The sequence below is a fragment of the Bacteroidales bacterium genome (assembly GCA_012517825.1).
Taxonomy (GTDB): domain Bacteria; phylum Bacteroidota; class Bacteroidia; order Bacteroidales; family JAAYUG01; genus JAAYUG01.
In genome coordinates this window covers 29,894-45,072 of record JAAYUG010000028.1, presented here as the reverse complement: position 1 = coordinate 45,072, position 15,179 = coordinate 29,894, and the positions used below count along the sequence as shown (strand labels likewise).

Annotated in this window: 12 protein-coding genes; 2 read left to right on the top strand and 10 right to left on the bottom strand. The window is 44.4% G+C overall.

Going from position 1 to position 15,179, the window contains the following annotated elements:
* Positions 1-27: 27 nt before the first annotated feature.
* The 3 genes from GX419_01950 to GX419_01940 form a co-directional block, all read right to left on the bottom strand.
* Positions 28-1,086 (bottom strand): histidine kinase, encoded by a 1,059-nt coding sequence (locus tag GX419_01950; GenBank protein ID NLI23454.1) that lies wholly within the window; start codon positions 1,084-1,086, stop codon positions 28-30.
* Between the two features lie 9 nt (positions 1,087-1,095).
* Positions 1,096-1,830: a cell wall-active antibiotics response protein gene (locus GX419_01945; GenBank protein ID NLI23453.1), complete on the bottom strand. Its 735-nt coding sequence runs from the start codon at positions 1,828-1,830 to the stop codon at positions 1,096-1,098.
* A 175-nt stretch (positions 1,831-2,005) separates the two neighbouring features.
* Positions 2,006-4,246: a tetratricopeptide repeat protein gene (locus tag GX419_01940; GenBank protein NLI23452.1), complete on the bottom strand. Its 2,241-nt coding sequence runs from the start codon at positions 4,244-4,246 to the stop codon at positions 2,006-2,008.
* Positions 4,247-4,398: 152 nt separating this feature from the next.
* Between GX419_01940 and GX419_01935 the strand changes: the two genes are divergently transcribed.
* Positions 4,399-6,612, top strand: coding sequence for a T9SS type A sorting domain-containing protein (locus tag GX419_01935; GenBank protein NLI23451.1), 2,214 nt, complete (start codon positions 4,399-4,401; stop codon positions 6,610-6,612).
* Positions 6,613-6,671: 59 nt separating this feature from the next.
* Here the strand turns inward: GX419_01935 and GX419_01930 are convergent, their stop codons facing one another.
* The 6 genes from GX419_01930 to GX419_01905 all read right to left on the bottom strand — a co-directional run bounded on the left by GX419_01930 (position 6,672) and on the right by GX419_01905 (position 12,862).
* Positions 6,672-6,893, bottom strand: a complete 222-nt coding sequence (locus GX419_01930) for a hypothetical protein (GenBank protein ID NLI23450.1) — start codon at positions 6,891-6,893, stop codon at positions 6,672-6,674.
* 155 nt (positions 6,894-7,048) lie between these two features.
* Positions 7,049-9,226, bottom strand: coding sequence for a ribonuclease R (gene rnr, locus GX419_01925; protein ID NLI23449.1), 2,178 nt, complete (start codon positions 9,224-9,226; stop codon positions 7,049-7,051).
* Between the two features lie 25 nt (positions 9,227-9,251).
* Positions 9,252-10,004 carry an S-methyl-5'-thioadenosine phosphorylase gene (mtnP, locus tag GX419_01920; protein ID NLI23448.1) on the bottom strand — a complete coding sequence of 251 codons (753 nt, stop codon included), beginning with the start codon at positions 10,002-10,004 and terminating at the stop codon, positions 9,252-9,254.
* Positions 10,005-10,024: 20 nt separating this feature from the next.
* A complete protein-coding gene (mtnA, locus tag GX419_01915) occupies positions 10,025-11,107 on the bottom strand; it encodes an S-methyl-5-thioribose-1-phosphate isomerase (protein ID NLI23447.1) in 1,083 nt (360 codons plus the stop codon).
* Positions 11,085-11,693 carry a DUF4276 family protein gene (locus GX419_01910; protein NLI23446.1) on the bottom strand — a complete coding sequence of 203 codons (609 nt, stop codon included), beginning with the start codon at positions 11,691-11,693 and terminating at the stop codon, positions 11,085-11,087. The genes mtnA and GX419_01910 overlap by 23 nt, the downstream gene beginning before the upstream one ends.
* On the bottom strand, positions 11,690-12,862 hold the full coding sequence (locus tag GX419_01905; protein NLI23445.1) for an ATP-binding protein: 1,173 nt from the start codon (positions 12,860-12,862) through the stop codon (positions 11,690-11,692). The genes GX419_01910 and GX419_01905 overlap by 4 nt, the downstream gene beginning before the upstream one ends.
* Before the next feature lie 102 nt (positions 12,863-12,964).
* Here GX419_01905 and GX419_01900 point away from each other — a divergent pair, with 102 nt between their 5' ends.
* Positions 12,965-13,600, top strand: a complete 636-nt coding sequence (locus tag GX419_01900) for an HAD family phosphatase (GenBank protein ID NLI23444.1) — start codon at positions 12,965-12,967, stop codon at positions 13,598-13,600.
* Here GX419_01900 and GX419_01895 read toward each other — a convergent pair.
* Positions 13,597-15,111, bottom strand: coding sequence for a DoxX family protein (locus GX419_01895; GenBank protein ID NLI23443.1), 1,515 nt, complete (start codon positions 15,109-15,111; stop codon positions 13,597-13,599). The two genes, GX419_01900 and GX419_01895, sit on opposite strands and share 4 nt — an antisense overlap.
* Positions 15,112-15,179 lie beyond the last annotated feature (68 nt).

Genomic DNA, 15,179 nt, shown 5'->3' with positions numbered 1-15,179 from the left:
CTTCAAGAAAAGTATCAGGTTTCAAAATTAATGATAATCTCCCTGGGGAACACGTAATGTAACCGAAAAAACCGAATCCTTTCGGGTAACAGTCACCAGGTCATCCCGCAGGTAAATCAGCTGCATGCGTTTCCTGATATTCTCCAGGCCCATTCCTTTCCCTTTGCGCGGTAAACTTTCCGGATCAAAATTGTTTTCAATGGTCAGTACAAGTTCATTTTCATCAGCACGGCATACGGTTCGAATAAAAACAACCTCCTGGCTTTCGTAAACACCATGTTTAATGGCGTTTTCGTAAACAGGCTGGAGAATCATATTGGGAAGCTTTGATTCCATGCATTTTTCAGGAATATCCCATTCAGCAACCAATTTGTCACCAAATCGCACTTTTTCAATGTCCAGATACAGTCTGATAAAATCAATTTCGGCTTTTAAGGGAACAAGTTTGCGTTCACTTTCACCAAGCGAATACCTGAGAAAATCGGAAAGTTTGATGATCATTTCCCGGGCGGCATCAGGCTGGGTTAATGTAAGGGAACTGATGGAATTCAGGCTGTTGAACAGAAAATGCGGCTTAATCTGCGACCGAAGCACGCTCAGTTCCGTTTCGCGCACCAGTGCCTTCAGCTCAGCTTCCCGTGTGGCTGTTTCCCTGAAATTCTGGTAATAAATAATCAGATAATATAACAAGACAATGATGCCATAATAAAATAGGCCGGCCGCTATCCTGAGAGGAAAAGTTGTCCGGAAGAACTGCTGGTACGAATTGCCTTCCTGTTCCAGCAGGATGACAAAAAGATAACACAGCAGAAGCCAGAGTGTGACGGTAACTACCATCCCCGCCAGATGCTGAAGCAAAACTGACAGCCTGTTTTTTTCAATGGTTCCGAATTTCACCGTATAATACAAACCGATTGCAATCAGTGCAAAACTGCCATTAAGAAACAAGCTATCTATCAGCGCAAGTCCGGGCTTTATCCGGTAAGTTGCTACCTCAAAGAAAAACCAGGCCAGGGAAATGAATAACCAGATAAGGATATAGGCAAACCTAGACCTGAAACCTACCAGAAAAGGATGGTCCTGCATACCAAATGATCAGAAGTTCTTTATTTCCCCGCCTCCAAAAATGGCAATCCCACGAATGATAAGTACCCTTTCTTCAGAAAGATTCTCGTTGATTCGGGAGCGCTTGTCGGAAACACCTCCAAGAATGGCAGTTACTTCGAGCTTTATATTCCAGTCAGAAGGAACAATCAGTTTAAACCCACCGAAAACAGAAACCACATCAAGTACATGTTTGCCGGGAGCCAGCCGGGCATCGGATAAATCAAAAGTACTGCCTCCGAAAATATTCGTTACATGCCCACCACAGAAATTCTGGCTATTGATCCTTTTTTCAGATCCTCCCAAAATAGCTACTTCGTCAATATAATCAAGGCTGTCAGTTACAGGACCATGCCAGTATCTCCGGCGCACGGGCATCCGGAACGCACGGAACATGATCACCAGACCTATAAATATAAAGAAGAAAGCCCAGAACAGCGACCGCATCTCACCCGATAGGCCGGAAAACTCTTCCAGCAGGAAGAAGCCACCGATCAGAATCAGAATCAGCCCTCCGATGCGGCTTCTGAAATTGGTAACCATTATGACACCTATCGCGATCAGAAGCATCTGCCACGAAAAAATAACCCGTTCTGTTTCATAGGGAAATATGCCCAGGCTCTTGAAAAAAACAGCTATACCAACAAGGATCAGAACCACTCCCAGAAGCAAATTCCTGCTTCCATGGTATATCCGGGGACTTTCATTTTCGTCTTCTCGTCTCATGTGAAATCAGTTTTTCTATTTACCATCCAAAGGTAGCACCTTTTGTGTGCCGTTCAAACCACGAATCGGCCAATAAAGGGCTTTTACCGGTAAAAAGGCACCGGAGAGGCATAAGAAAATCCGATACTTCATTTTGTAACATGGTAAATATTCCCGATTTCAGACGGAAGTAACGTCAGAATTCGCTCTCGATGAGAATTTTAAGATAATCCCGCATGAGAGGAATGTCGATGGGATCGATCCCGAATTTCTGCAGAAGATCAGCATCAGCAATAAATTCCTTCGCGAACCAGTCGAAATTATAATCCGCTTTTCTGATGCTTTTCCTGTAATACTCAATTGCCTGTGTTTTGTTTCCCAGGCACCATTCCACATGACCCAGATTCAGCAGATCGTGCTGGTTTCCTTCTTCGCCGGTAACTTTTTCAAAATATTTTTTGGCTGTATCAAGCTTACCCAGCACAAAGGAACACCAGGCAATGGGGCGCTGAATCCTGTGATCATCAGGGGATAAGAATTCAACTTTGAAGTAGTATTTCAACGCCTCCTCATATTCCTTCAGATCAAAATAAGTATGGCCCAGACTGGCCTGAATATACAGATTATCCGGCTCCAGTTTTTCTGCTTCATGATAATATTCCAGTGCTTTCCTGAATTCACCAAGCTTACGGTAACAAAAAGCAATTTTCTTGGTATTCCAGGCTTTTCTCAGGTCCGACAGATCTGCTTTCCGGTAATACTCCAGAGCTTTTGCATAATTGCCAAGCTTCTGAAAACTGTACCCGATCTTTTGCCATAATTCAAAATTCATGGGTTCATTATCCAGCAACATGAATACCTGAGAAGCTTCGCTATAATGTTCCTTTTCGAAATAAAATTCACCGATATTGCGTATTACCCTCGTATCAGGAAGGAGTTCCCTGAAAAATCCACACTGGTATATATCAAAAGGTGTTGCAAATACATCGTAAAACTCAGTTTTATATTGGTACAGTTTATAAAACCGGTACAAATCCTGTATATACTGGGTATAAACAACCCGATCGGCTGTAGGTTTTGCGAGCAGCTCGTCATCCTGAGCCAGTTCTTCAACAGCCCTGAGTTCCATTGATACCATGTCGAACATCATGCGGCGCTGAACCTCTGGCATCCTTTTCACATTCAGACAAAAAGAGTACTTGTCAGAATTGCACATCAGAATCGATTTTTCCAATCCCTCCGCCAATTTGTCAGTCTCCTCCCTGTCGTCCCCAACAGCAAGCGCTTCCTTTACCCGGGAGTTTTCTTTGTAAAATGGTAAAAACCAGTTGCTTATCTCATGAAAGAAATCAAAATGCTTCAGCATGGAAAAAGTTCCCATAAATACATCCCCTCCTTCGAGCTGAAGCATTGAGAATTCCTCCAGTTTGTTATACAGCGTTGGCGTATCGTGGAATACATTTTCCCAGTCGGGATTTTTGTCTTCCGCAAAGGGGTCTTTCATGAGGTTCTGCAGGTCAAGTTTTTCATAAATTCTCGACTGCAGACGGGTAATTTCGGGGAGTACTTCATCCCGAAACTTCTGCGTAATTTTTTCTGTGTCCTTGGCCTTAATCAACTGTATTACGATTGCTTCAATCTGCTGATCGGTCTGATTTCCTTCCCGGATTTTTCTGATGAGGGTTTCCGACTGGGGATAAATGGAAAGCCTTTCCCGGTATTGATACAATAGGATGATCAGCCCGGTAAGAGCCCGCTGCCGTACCTGGTTTTCACCTGCCAGAAAGGCATCGGCCAGAATTTCCAGCTTGGAGATATCGAAAAACCTTTGTGCACTCAGGGTTACAGCACTGATGAAAAGTGATTTGAAGTACCATGGCAGTTCTTCCGATGCAATCATATGATGAAGAAATTCCATCTCCTGATCGCCGTATATATCGGTTAACCACAGAGCATGAAAGACTTTTTGCACCAGCTGTTCCTGTTCATTGCGCCGCAGGCCTGCATCAATGGCTTCATCAGTATTTTCAGCTTCCGGGAATGCATTCAGCGAGGGTGTCCATTCCAGTTCCCCGAGAATTCTCAGTGGATCGGTGCCGGAAAACAGGGGGGCAGACTCCAGTTCCCTTTTGAGCGGGGCATAGGAAACCATCCTGCGCGAAACTACAATGGTTTCAAAAAGCGCATCTGCCAGCCGCAAAACCGACCGCAGAAGCCGGAAATACACCTCCTTTTTCTGCGGGTCCTCAACCTCGCCAAACGAATATTTCAGAATGTTTCGATAGGTTTCACGATGATTTTCAAGCTGGTTCAGATAGTCGATGTTATGCGATTCCTCTGCCAGTTCCTGCAGGAGAATAAATGCCTCCCTGAGCCGCTTCTCAGTAATAAGCCGGCAACAGTGGATATATTTCTCGGAAAAAACTTTGTAATCCATGAAAAAACTGATAATCAGTAAAGAACAAACAAATAGCGTGCCGAAGCCTCTTATAAAATTAAAGGAAGATAATGTTTCCCTATGTTCACTTCATGCAACACGCAACCTTATTCCGTTTTTTAGCATCTCATTAAAAACTAAACCTTCCATTTATGAAGACTTTTTACCAGAAAATCGTTCTTTCCCTGGCCTTCATCTTTGTTTTTGTCCTTCATGCCTCAGCCTGGAGTTGGCTGAATGTGCAGAATCCCCGCACCTGGGATAAATGGGGACAGGGAACAATAGAAGATGCCCTGCTGACGGTCCAGCCAAAGGGAATTTACATGGAATGCGAACTCTATCTGACGTTCTCCGGCCGGGATAATAATTTTCTGCCCTCCGATACGCTCGAAATTTCATACTATTTTTCCCTCCCTTCCAAATCGATTGTACATGATTCCTGGCTCTGGGTGGGTGACAGCATAGTGCATGCCCGCCTTATCGACCGGTGGTCGGCGTGGCAGATCTATGAAAGCATTGTCAAAAGAAGACGTGATCCTTCTTTACTCTATAAGCAATGGGGCGATTATTACAGCCTTCAGATCTACCCGATGATGGGCAATGAACAACGGAAGGCTAAAATTACTTTCCTTGTTCCCGCATCCTGGACAGCACGGTCAGTTTCCTGTCCCATACCAACGGATATGTTGCAGGCATCCAAAATTCCCCTGGAAAAACTGCGTGTTCTTGTAAAGGAATCTCCTGAATTCCAGAACCCCTCCGTACCGGTAATTCCCGAAGCCTCATTCAAAAGGACTCAGGATCCTGACTTCGGCCCCTGCCTCGAAACGTTTATCCCCGGTAACTACATCGGATTCAGCCAGATATACCTCAGTTTTTCCCATTTTGTGACCAATGGATTGTATCTCAGCACCCTTAATAACGGCGCTGAAGGCATTTATCAGATGGCCATCCTGCCTTCCAAATTTTTTCAACTTGACCAGCCCAAAAAACTTCTTTTTCTTTTTGACTTCGAAAAGAAAAATGAATACCAGGCAGGCGGCAATCAGGTATATGCCGAACTGAAAAATCTGATGGCCAATTACCTGGATGAAAACGATTATTTCAATATCATCTTCAGCGGGCCGCAGCCAATGATGGCAAGCAACTCCTGGGTAAAGGCCACACCCGAAAATATGCGGCAGGTATTTTCGATGCTTGGATCCACCCCTGTTCAGAATTTTTCCGGATTGCAGGAACTGCTGACCAGTGGCATTAAATTCATTCAAAAGACCGGAAATAAAGGATCCATGGTTCTGCTGGCTAACACAGACCACTATGCTACCAACGACTCGGCTAATCTCCTGATGGATTACCTCAAGACATTTGAACCTCTTCCGGTTACCCATATCGTCGACTTTGACAATTCCTATACCTGGTATTATTTCGGCGGGAAATATTTCAGGGGGAACGAATATTTCTATACCCTGCTCACCCGCCATACGAAAGGCAACTATTACCAGTACAACTACTGGGATAATAATATTGCCGACATGCTGACCAAAGTATTTGAAATTTCCGGTGGAAAAATCAGCTCTTTTGACCTGCATACTTCCATGAAGGAAGGCTTTTGTTACGGGCGCTTTAATATTGAAGACCCCGGACAGGCCATTTACCTCGACAAACCTATCCTTCAGGTAGGAAAATATTACGGGAATTTACCCTTTGTTGCCGAACTGGCGGGCATTTACAATGGGCAACCCCTGATGGTACGAAAGGAAATTCCCGCTTCGCAGATAATTCCATCTGATACCCTTCTGGCGAAAATGTGGGCCGGGAATCATATTGCATCACTTGAAAATACCTGGAATTATGACAATGAAATGATCAGCCAGATTGTCGAATCCAGCCTGAGCAACAGGGTTCTCTCTGTTTATACGGCTTTTCTGGCTCTCGAGCCGGGCATGGAATACTCCATTGAAGATCCCGGAAATCCTGCTTCAGGATCGAACGGAGCCAAGATTTTTGCCGAAGACGGAGTATATTCTCTCGACCGAAACGGACAACCCTCTTCACAGACAACAGGAATCAATGAAAATTCCATTCAGACAACGATTTTCCCCAATCCGTTCCATAACCGCACCAGAATCACAATCAGCATCAATAACTTCCGTGTTGCCGGAAACATAAAGTTTACCATTGCAATTTATGATATCACAGGAAGGAAAGTAACTGAATTCGACCCGCATGAACTTTTCTTTAACGGAACCATGTCGGTTGAATGGGACGGCACCGATGCCAGCGGACGGCAACTGAAGGAAGGAATTTATTACCTGCAGATAAGCTCAACGCTCTTCAAGAAAAATGTCCGCCTGATCAAGCTCTGAAAAGCACATACAGCAGAAAAATGGGGATGTCTGCAAGGTTTTGCAACATCCCTTTTCTGTTAGTCTTTTGTACCGAAAATGCCGTTGACAAAAGCAAATATAGCACTGCCAACCCCTATTACCGCGAAGGTAGCAATGGTGCGCCACAGGGTATCAGGGTCTGCAAACTTCCAGATGGCCAGTATCGATACAATTACACTGAGAATAACACAGAAGCTGATAATATAAAAAGTAATCGCCCTGATCAGCCTGGGATTGAAAAAACCTTTGCTCAGATCCATAAACATTGCTGTTTGGTTATCCTAAAGATAAAAAAATATTCCGGAATTGATCATCCTGTTATGCAAGGTCTGTTGAGGTTTTCGGTTTTATCTTGATCGCTGTTGTATTCCGTTACCGGTCGGTTTAAACTGCAACACAAACCAAGCAATATGTGTTATTTATCTTCTGCCAGTCTGAAATCCAGTTGCTTTTTCAGGAGGTTGGTACGCCATATTTCAACCTTTATGGCATCGCCAAGCTGGAAAACCCGTTTGTACCTGCGCCCTACCAGCCGGTAATTTTCTTCGTCAAACCAGTAAAAATCATCATTCAACTGCCGGATATGAATCATTCCCTCACAACCGTTTTCAATGATCTCAGCAAATAGCCCCCATTCAGTAACTCCGGAAATAACGGCATCAAACACCTGGCCTACCTTATCGGCCATAAATTCTACCTGTTTGTATTTCACTGAGGTACGTTCAGCTTCCATAGCCTTTCGCTCCATCTCGGAAGCATGACGGCACATTTCTTCATACGGGGCCGGATTTTCCGACGCTCCCCCGTTCAGGTAATGAAAGAGCAAGCGGTGGGCAAGAATATCAGGATACCGCCGTATGGGAGAGGTAAAATGCGTATAATACGGAAAAGCCAGTCCGTAATGACCTATGTTTTTCGTGGAATACTCCGCTTTGGCCATGACCCGCACTGCAAGGTTTTCCAGGATATTCTGCTCCTTTTTACCCTGAATTTCCTTCATCAGCTGATTGAGCGACTCAGAAATCTTTTTGTGCGAACCCATGTGCATCTGGTATCCGAACTTTTTCACAAAAAGACTGAAACTCCTGAGTTTTTCCTCATCCGGCTTATCGTGAACCCGGTAAACAAACGTGCGCTCCTTTTTCTTCTTCTTGCCATCATCCCTGTGGCCCGCAGGTTTATTCACCCATTCGGCAACCCGCTTGTTGGCCAGAAGCATAAACTCTTCAATAAGTTCATTGCTTTGTTTGTATTCCTTAAAATACACTCCTACAGGCTTTCCGTCGGGTGCGAGCTCAAATTTAATTTCCGGCTTTTCAAAGTTGAAAGAACCCCTTTTGAAGCGTTCAGCACGTAATTTCTGTGCCAGGCTGTTCAGAACAGCCAATTCCCCGGCAAAATCTCCCTTACCCTTGTCGATAATCTCCTGGGCCTCATCGTAGTTAAACCTTCTCACTGAGCGGATGACGGTTTTCCCGAACCATTCCTTCAAAACCCTGGCCTGGTCATCCATTTCGAATACCGCTGAAAAACAAAGTTTATCCTCATCAGGGCGGAGGGAACACACCAGATTGGACAATTTCTCAGGCAACATGGGCACCACCCGGTCGACCAGATAAACAGAGGTTCCTCTCTGTAAAGCCTCCTGATCAGCGAGCATGCCTGGTCTGATGTAATGGCTCACATCGGCTATGTGGACGCCCACCTCCCAGTTTCCGGAATCAAGCCTGCGCAGTGACAAGGCATCATCAAAATCTTTTGCATCAACCGGATCGATGGTAAAGGTAGGTATTCCCCGAAAATCACGGCGTTTTGCAATCTCTGCCTCAGTAATTGCTTCCGGTATCCGTTCCACTTCCTTCTCCACTTCTTCAGGAAAACGGTACGGAAGATCAAACTCAGCCAGAATGGCATGCATTTCTGCCTCATGCTGGCCGGGATATCCCAGCACCTCAATAATTTCTCCTATGGGATTCCTGGCATGGGCCGGCCAGTCAACAATACGTGCTATTACCTTCTGACCGTCTTTTGCATTCCCCAGACGTTCAAACGGAATGAACAAATCATACGGCACATCTTTGCTGTCGGGCTCAAAAAAGGCAAATGAAGGACCAACCTGAACAATTCCTACCAGTGAAGTTTTCGAACGTTCCACTATCTCCAGCACCTCTCCTTCCAGATGCCTTTTCTTCCTTTTGGCCAGAAGAAAAACCCTCACCTTGTCACCCGGCAGGGCGCGATTCAGATTGTCCCGCGCAATGAATACCGGTTCGGCAATTCCATCGGCATGAACGAAGGCATTATGGCTGGTGGTCATCTCAATAATTCCCTCAACAGTAGCCGATTTGACTTTAAACCGGTACTTTCCGCGGTATACCTCTTCCAGTTTCCCTTCTTCTGCAAGTTCTTCCAGAATACCGGCAATGAGCGCACGGCCTCCGTCGTCGGTAATATCAAATTCCCGGGAAATTTGCTTGTAGTTGTAATTCTGATTGGGATGCTGGTTGAAAATCTCAAACACAGCCTGTTTAAGGGCTTTTTTTGTAAAACGGTGAAAAGCAGGCTCCTGCTTCTTCTTTTTTTTCTTTGACATAATGATTTGTAATGATTAAATGATGTTAGTCACCGATCTCAGGAAGGACGGCAAGAATAAGATTGATTACATTGTGAACGTTGCGGTCGAAGATTTTAAGCACATCTTCCCAGGTCACAGGGTCTTCGTCTTCTTTCCATGAATCGAAATCGGTGCTCATGGCAACAACAGCATAGGGTATCCCTGCCTCATTGGCCAGGATAGCTTCCGGGGCTGTTGACATGTTGATGATATCAGCTCCCCACATTCTGAACATTCTTGATTCGGCCCGGGTGCTGAAACGAGGCCCTTCAATGGTAATAACCGTACCTTTCGGATGATATACAATGCCCAGTTCTTTTGCCTTCCTGATGAGTATATTCCGCAGATTTCTGTCGAACGGCTCAGCCATGGGCGTATGCTTCAACTCTCCCGGACGGAACTCATCGTAAAATGTTACAGCACGGTGCCTTGTAAAATCAATAAACTGATCGGGAAATACCAGCTCACCCCGCCCAATTTCATCGCGCAGGCTTCCACATGCCGTTGTTGCCAGAATGTGGGTGCATCCGAGTTTCTTTAAAGCAAAAATATTGGCCTGATTATTCACTTTTGAAGGCGGAATGGTATGTTTCTCGCCATGCCGGGAAAGCAAAACTACTTCCACCCCGTTGATCTGACCGGTTTTAATATCTGAACTGGTTACTCCGAAAGGAGTGGCCTGTGTAACAATTCTGGCATTTTTAAGTATATCAGGATTTTCAAGACCTGTGCCACCAATAATTCCAATTTTTTTCATAACGTTCTGAATTTGTAAAGTTACGCTATTTCCGGGAATAATCGCAGAATATCTTTCCGGTGAGGCCGGCAAACCCCTCTTTCCGTTATAAAAGCTGTTATCAGCCGGGCTGGTGTGATGTCAAAGGCAGGATTATTTGCCTCTGAAGGAAACGGGGTTATCCTTACTTTTTGAAGGAACCCTTCCCCAAAACCTGTTATAAAATGCACCTCGTCGGGAGATCTTTCTTCTATGGGAATCGTCTCACCGCTTTCGAGCATTGGATCAATGGTGGAAGAAGGAAACGCCACATAAAAGGGAATACGGTTGTCGGAGGCGGCAAGTGCTTTCAGGTATGTGCCTGTTTTATTGGCAATATCGCCATTCATGCACACGCGGTCACTTCCTACAATCACCATATCCACCAGCCCTTTCTGCATAAGATAACCTCCCGCATTATCAGTAATCACGGTATATGGAACTCCTGCCTGTTCCAGTTCCCATGCAGTAAGCCGGGAACCCTGGTTTAATGGGCGCGTTTCATCCACCCAAACATGCACGGGTATTCCTTTTTCGTGAGCCAGATACACAGGAGCTGTAGCGGTCCCATAGCGGATACAGGCCAGCCAGCCCGCATTACAATGGGTGAGAATGTTCACAGGCCTTCCTTTTTTCAGCCTGCTTGCCTCTTCTATTAACGGCAAACCATTTTCCCCAATGCTGCGACAAGCTGATATTTCCCTCTCCATTAAAGTGCAGGCCGCACGGAAAGCTGCCTCCGGCTTGGCTTCCTCCCGTGGCTCCTTCCTTACGGTATCCTTTATAAATTCCAGTGCATGGAACAGATTAACAGCCGTGGGACGGGCTGTGGCCAGCTTCCTTACAACAGTATCACAACAGAGATCATAACCTGCTTCCCTGCAATGCAAAAGCCCGAGGTAAACGCCGAATGCTGCAGTAACACCAATGAGAGGAGCCCCCCGTACATGCATATCACGTATGGCCATCAAACAGTCATCCTCTGTCTTCAGAGCTTCCGTTATTAGTTCAAAAGGAAGAAAACGCTGATCAATAATATGAATTACACAGTTGTTTCCTTCTTTATGAATTTGGAGAGATTCCATTATCAACTTTGATTACTTTTATTCTGTCCACAGCCCGTCTAAGGCTTTTATTGTGCATGCATGCTTCATCGATATCCCAGTGATACTGGACAAAATCTGAAAGTAAGCTGTTATATGCAGGTCCAATGGAAGAGCTTCCTGCCGGTATCAATCCTTTAATTTTTCTTTTCCTGGATTGACGAGCCCAGGAAATTATTACTTCCTTGGGATTTATAATATTTTCAGAATTTAATGGAATCCAGCTAATAGGGATTGACAGAAATTTCGAAAATCCTTTTCGGTCGGCAATTAACCAGGCTTCTATTTCTCTAACAGCAATTCTAAAATAAAATGAGTTCTTAGAGGGAAACGTTATCCACCTCCTGATCATATCCGGAGCACACTCTTCTTTATCAAGATCAATAAGGACAATATAGTGGCAAAACTCGGAAGCCCTGTTGTAGTCTTCAATCTTTCCACGAATGTAATCAATACCTCTCAGACCGGCTGTAGGCCTTATAAAAACTTCCGGTTTATACTTATGAAGAATGCGCCTCAATGCAACATCCTGGAGTCTGTCTTCCACTACAAGCTGCACTTCCATCATAACTCGTTAAACAATGAAAGTTGATGCGCATCGGCCGGCGCAGTGCGATGAATAACTGCATCGGCAATGGAAAGGTTTCCGCTCTGCAACAATGCCTTAATTTCAGGTAATTTAGCTGAAAGATGCACAATGCTTCCTTCCTTTCCTTCAGGTTCAACCAGAATAACCTCTTCTGGACTGATTCCTTTGTTATTAAGCAGATCGTAACTATGCGTGGTAACAATTACCTGTCTTCGCGTATTTTTTCTTTTCTGAAACTGATAAATAACGTCAGGAAGTTGCGAAATTACGGCACTATGAAGAGACAACTCCGGTTCTTCCAGTAGCAACGTTTTGTTCCCATCGAGCAAAGCCCAGAACAATCCGATAAGGCGCAAAGTACCATCAGAAAAATGTTTTTCTATTTGTTTTGCTCCATGGGGCCTCCATTGACTGAAGTTGGCCTCAAAATGCGGAATTCCTTTTTCATCCGTAATTAAAACAAGCTTTTCAAGCTGAGGAACAACAATTTGTAAAAGTTTTTCTATTTTTCTGATATATGAATTACGGGTCTTCAGATTAAGTTTACTGATTCGGTCAAAGAAATCCCGGCCATAATAATCTTCTCCTTTTGTAGCTTTCAAAAAAGAACTTGGTTCCCTGATGAGTTGCGGAATCAGATGTAAATAACTAATTTCATTCAAAAATTCGACAAACGACTGAAAATCCTTATTTATCGTTGCCTGCTCAATATGTGTAAATCCGAGAAGGTAATCATTGGGTTCCCTGTCCCGCTTTCTATCGATAAAAGTCCGGCCTGTTTTTAGATTCCTTAGATATTCCCTTTTTACAATAGCCCTCAGATCAGTAATCCCCCCTCCGGTCTGATTAAAAGAAAGTTCGTATTCCCATTCCGGTTTGTCATCAATATCATTCAGAACAATTCCTATTGTTACATCTGAATTCTTTCTTGCAGCAGTACAGCGAATTGTTGAAACACCATCCCTTAATTGAACTGCTTCCTGCAAACTTCCTCCCTGTCGTACAATATCACGCAAAAAACGAATTGCATCAAGGAAATTACTTTTACCACAGGCATTCGGACCTACTAAAAAGACTCTGTATTCTAAATCAACCTCAGCTCTTTTAAAGTTTTTCCAGTTGACAAGTTTAATTTTCGAAATTCTCATAAATATTCATAAAAATCCTAACTCAATGTAAAAATAACAAAGTTATCCCGAATTAATGGTGATAAAAAAGTATTTTTGTATTCTGTTGCAGAATCAGGTAACATGAATGCATTGATACAAAATATCATTTTCGATCTCGGTGGGGTTATCCTGAACATTGACCCGGAGCGTACCCGTGCAAAATTTATAGCCATGTGGAACGGAAAGGCAGAAGAAGTTTACCGGAACATCGTGCGCGAAAATATTCTTGAGGACTACGAGACCGGCCGCATCAGTACAGATGAATTCCGACAGGCCCTTCTGAAATATGCCCACCCCGGAACCCCGCCTTCAGCCATAGATGATGCGTGGAATGCCATGCTGCTGGATATTCCTGCCGAAAATCTTACCGTTCTGTGGAAAGTTAAAGAACATTACCGTACCTTCCTGCTGAGCAACACCAATGCCATGCATACCCCTCTGTATTCAGCCATGTTTTCTAATAAATCAGGCAAATCCATGGAAGAATTCTTTGAAGGAGTTTTTCTTTCCCATAAGCTGGGAATGAATAAACCCCACCGGGAAATCTTTGAATACGTCCTTCAGGTTAATGGACTGCGTCCCGATGAGACGCTTTTTATTGATGATGCAGAAGAAAACATCCGGGCTGCTGCTGCACTGGGCATCCAGACAATTCACCTGATTCCCCCGTTGCATCTTCAGAACATATTCAGCAAAGACGGCCGACTGCACAATTAAGCAAACCACTCTCTCTGCCTGCCCTGCAATTCGTTAAGAACATCAATTACCAGATTGACATCTTCCACCACCTGAAAATCAAACATTCCTACGCAGATAAAATCAGCCCCGTTTTCAAAAGCAAACCGGAAGCCGTCTTTTGGAGGAATAGCTCCTCCGGCCAATACCTTGAAAGCAATCCAGGGTTTCTTTACACCGGCCATCACCGCCGCCGTCTGCTCCGGGAAAATATCGAACAGGTTGTCATGAAATTCATTGTGATCAGGACTATTGAACACATCCACCTGGAATTCCTTTCTTCTTTCACGGGGATGCGCCGACCAGTATTTATCATGATGAAAGGTCTTTACATAATAATCAGCGTTCAACCCAAGTTCTTCGCTTTTAATAATCACCTGGATGGAATGAGCACCAATCCCCGCTGAAAGTCCGTGTTGATGAATGTACTCCATCAGGTCGCCAAGCTTTTCGGCCATTCCGTCACGAACATATACATCGGCACTGTGCCCCTGAATATAGATGGAATCCGCTCCGGCTTCCAGCGCTTTGTCAATTTCGGAATACATATTATCCACCGTCGACTGCGCCTGGCAGATTGATTTCATTTTACTGCCGTAAAGCTTTTTGTACTTATTGAAAAGCGGGTAAAAGTTGTTCACCATAAAGGTGGTACGGATACCTGCCTGCTCAGCCAGCCAGAAAGTTTCCATTATTTTTGCCTCCGTGTTGTAAGCCCTGAACAGGGAAGAAACATAATGCAGATCACGTGCATGAGCCCAACCACCTATCAGATTGCACCCCATAATCAACCGGCTGATTTCCATGTCCCCGATTTTACCCGCGGGCAGGCTTCCTTTCAACTGACTGATATTTAATCTATTAAGTTGAACAGTAGCTCCTGATAAACCATCGGGCTTTTCCCATTCTTTGTTCCGGAAAGCTGAAAAGGCCAGCCCGCCAAATACCGGTAAGGTTGCTATATTCCGTATAAATACCCTGCGTCTTTCATCGGCCGGCTCGCCGGCTTCTTCTTTTCCGGATTTCTTAGACCTCAAACGCTGAAGATAATAATCCAGCCCCCAATACCTGCCGGTGGGGACAATAAAAATCAGGGCAAGGGTCAAAGCCTCCAGCAGGGTTTTATTCACAATCCAGTAATTTCCTTCGGTAATGGCAGTTAACGATTCTCCAAAAGGAGGATAGGCAAAATAATACAACAAAAGAAGCAACACTCCTGCTCCTGAAGCAAGGCGTGTGAATACCCCGAAGATCAGCCCCAGACCAATCAATGTAAGACCCCATTCGTTTAGTATATCAACCATTTTCAGCAAACCGGGCTGAGCCGCCAGGGAATGGTAAAAACCACCCAGAAATCCATAGGCATTTTCCAGATACCCTTTGGCGCTCCAGGAAGGATTCATGAGCTTTACTATCCCTTCATAGAGAAAATGCCATCCGATTAAAATCCGAAGTACGGAAAGCGTTCCAAGAAAATAGCGGTTGGTCTTCATAAAAGGAAATTTTGATAAAGATAAAAAAACCTGTATTCAGTTTTACGGACAAAATGATAAATTGATGC

Coding starts and splice junctions, on each gene's coding strand:
- GX419_01940 (NLI23452.1), bottom strand. CDS start 4,246: ATGGATTACAAAGTTTTTTCCGAGAAATATATCCACTGTTGCCGGCTT.
- GX419_01895 (NLI23443.1), bottom strand. CDS start 15,111: ATGAAGACCAACCGCTATTTTCTTGGAACGCTTTCCGTACTTCGGATT.
- rnr (NLI23449.1), bottom strand. CDS start 9,226: ATGTCAAAGAAAAAAAAGAAGAAGCAGGAGCCTGCTTTTCACCGTTTT.
- mtnP (NLI23448.1), bottom strand. CDS start 10,004: ATGAAAAAAATTGGAATTATTGGTGGCACAGGTCTTGAAAATCCTGAT.
- GX419_01945 (NLI23453.1), bottom strand. CDS start 1,830: ATGAGACGAGAAGACGAAAATGAAAGTCCCCGGATATACCATGGAAGC.
- GX419_01905 (NLI23445.1), bottom strand. CDS start 12,862: ATGAGAATTTCGAAAATTAAACTTGTCAACTGGAAAAACTTTAAAAGA.
- GX419_01950 (NLI23454.1), bottom strand. CDS start 1,086: ATGCAGGACCATCCTTTTCTGGTAGGTTTCAGGTCTAGGTTTGCCTAT.
- GX419_01935 (NLI23451.1), top strand. CDS start 4,399: ATGAAGACTTTTTACCAGAAAATCGTTCTTTCCCTGGCCTTCATCTTT.
- GX419_01900 (NLI23444.1), top strand. CDS start 12,965: ATGAATGCATTGATACAAAATATCATTTTCGATCTCGGTGGGGTTATC.
- mtnA (NLI23447.1), bottom strand. CDS start 11,107: ATGGAATCTCTCCAAATTCATAAAGAAGGAAACAACTGTGTAATTCAT.
- GX419_01930 (NLI23450.1), bottom strand. CDS start 6,893: ATGGATCTGAGCAAAGGTTTTTTCAATCCCAGGCTGATCAGGGCGATT.
- GX419_01910 (NLI23446.1), bottom strand. CDS start 11,693: ATGATGGAAGTGCAGCTTGTAGTGGAAGACAGACTCCAGGATGTTGCA.